This window comes from Polaromonas sp. P1_E1_2, assembly GCF_056406035.1.
The window spans coordinates 1-2,726 of the sequence record NZ_JBFUAZ010000575.1; the positions used below are offsets into that span (position 1 = coordinate 1).

Sequence of the window (2,726 nt, forward strand, 5' to 3'; positions counted from 1 at the left end):
TGCGTCTACCAATTTCGCCACCCGCGCGCCTGAAATAAAAACGGGAATCCGAAAAACCTCCGAATCCCCGCTTGAAATCGGTCAACTCTCTATTTTAGCCGTTATCGGGCCCGGTTTTTCGTCCGGAACCGACGGCCAGAGAGAATCAGGCCGGCTGTGGCTTTTCGCCCATGTGTGGCTTAACTTCCAGCTTATCTTCCCGTTTGACACGGAACCACGCTGCATACATGGCAGGCAGGGCCAGCAAGGTCAGCACCGTCGCCACCACCAGGCCGCCCATAATGGCAACCGCCATAGGCCCCCAGAACACGCTGCGCGACAGCGGGATCATGGCCAAAACCGCCGCGGCGGCCGTCAGCACAATCGGCCGAAGCCTGCGCACGGCCGACTCGACGATGGCTTCCCAGGTGGGTACGCCGCGGGCGCGGTCCTGCTCGATCTGGTCGATCAGGATCACCGAGTTGCGGATGATCATGCCGAACAGCGCAATCACGCCCAGCAGCGCGACGAAACCAAACGGCCGGTTCAACAACAGCAGAGCTCCGGCCACACCTGCGATGCCCATGAAGCCCGTCAAAAAGGCGAGGATCGAACGGCTGAAGCTGTGCAGTTGCAGCATCAACAGGGTGAGCACGATAAACAGTGCGACCGGCAAGCCCGCCACAATTGAGGAGGATCCCTTGCTGCTTTCCTCCACCGCGCCGGCCACCTGGATGCGGTAGCCCGCCATGCCCTTGTCCAGCCACTTGGCTTCCAGCGCCTTGAGCTTGGGCATCAACTCCTGTGTCACCGTGGCACCCTGCAGGCCTTCGACGATGTCACTTTGCACCGTGATGGCGTAGTCGCGGTTCTCGCGCCACATCACGCCCGGTTCCCAGGTAAACACCGGCTTGGCAATCTGCGTCAGCGGAATCGACTTGCCTGAAGCCGTAGGCAGGTAGGCGTTGCCGATGTCGGTGATTGCGTTTCGCTCGTCCAGCGGCTGGCGCAGCACGATGTCGATCAGCTTGTCACCCTCACGGAACTGGCCGACTGAGGTGCCTGCCAGGATGGTGCGTGAAGCCTGTGCAATCGACTGGCTGGTCACGCCCAGCGCGCGCGCCTTGGCCTGGTCCACTTCCAGCCGCAGCACTTTCACCGACTCGTTCCAGTTGTCGTTCACACCGCGCGTGTTGCCGCTCTCGCGCATCACCGCCTTGACCTCATCGGCGCGGTCACGCAGCACCAGCGGGTCAATACCGACCACGCGGAACTGCACCGGGTAAGGCACGGGCGGACCGTTGGGCAACAGCTTGACCCGACCGCGCACTTCGGGGAATTCGGTGGCCAGCAGGGCGGGCAGCTTGATGCGCAGCGACTCGCGCACCTTCAGGTCTTTCGGCAGCACAATCATCTGCGAGACGTTGGTTTGCGGAAAAACCTGGTCCAGCGGCAAATAAAAGCGCGGCACGCCCGAGCCTATCCAGGTGCTGACCGTGCTCACGCCCTCCTCCTTCATGAGGCGCGCCTCCACCCGTTTAGCCGTGGCCTCGTTGGCGGCGAAGGAAGTTCCTTCCGGGAACCAGATATCGACCATGATCTCGGGCCGGCTGGAGTCCGGGAAGAACTGCTGCTGCACCTTGCCCATGCCGACGATGCCCAGCGCAAAAATCAGCACCGTCGAGCCGATGGTGATCCAGCGATGCTCCACGCACCAGTTCACCGTTTTGCGAAAGGTGTTGTAGAACGGGCTGTCGAACATCTCATGCGGGCTGTCCTGGCCTGCGGCCACTTCCTGTACATGCGGCGGCACCTTCAGAAGCAGCGTTCCCAAATAAGGAACGAAATAAACGGAGACGATCCAGCTGAGCACCAGCGCGATCACCGTCACCGCAAAAATCGCAAAGGTGTATTCACCGGTGGTGGACTTGGCCAGGCCGATGGGCAAAAATCCCGTGGCCGTGATCAGCGTGCCCGTCAACATGGGCATGGCCGTAATCTCATAGGCAAAGGTTGCGGCGCGCACCTTGTCGTAGCCCTCTTCCATTTTGCGCACCATCATCTCGACAGCGATGATGGCGTCGTCCACCAGCAGGCCCAGCGCAATGATGAGCGAGCCCAGCGAAATCTTGTGCAGCCCGATGCCGTAGTACCACATGGCCAGAAAGGTCAGGCTCAGTACCAGCGGGATTGTGATGCCCACCACCAGGCCAGGCCGCATGTCGATGTAATAACGCTTCCACAACGGGAGCTGGCCGGGGCCGTTGTGCGGCCGCTTGTGAAAGCCCAGGGCGATGAAACTCACCGCCAGCACGATCACCACGGCCTCGATCAGCACGCGCACGAACTCGTTGACCGAGGTGGCCACCGCCTTGGGCTGGTTCTGCACGTTCACCAGCTCGATGCCCCTTGGCAAGGTTTTTTCGATTCGGCCCGACAGCGCCGTGAGCGACTTGCCCAGCGCGATGATATCGCCGCCCTTGCCCATGGACACGCCCAGCGCAATCACTTCCTTGCCCTGGTGATGCACCTTGACGGAAGGCGGATCCACATAACCGCGCTTGATTTCGGCGATGTCGCCCAGTTGCAGCTGGTTGCCGGAGCTGCCGCGAATCGGCATGATGCGCAATTGTTCAATCGCCTCGAACTGACCCGCCACGCGCACCTGCACCACATCCAGCGGCGTCTGCACCGCACCGGCAGATTCCACCGCGTTTTGCTGGCCCAGTTGCGCCAGCACCTGGTTC

At 61.6% G+C, this 2,726-nt stretch carries 1 protein-coding gene; it reads right to left on the reverse strand.

What is annotated here, in order from left to right:
- Nucleotides 1–145: 145 nt before the first annotated feature.
- Nucleotides 146–2,726: efflux RND transporter permease subunit (locus tag AC1D1P_RS20120; protein WP_477674184.1), on the reverse strand; the 2,581-nt coding region annotated here is incomplete at its 5' end.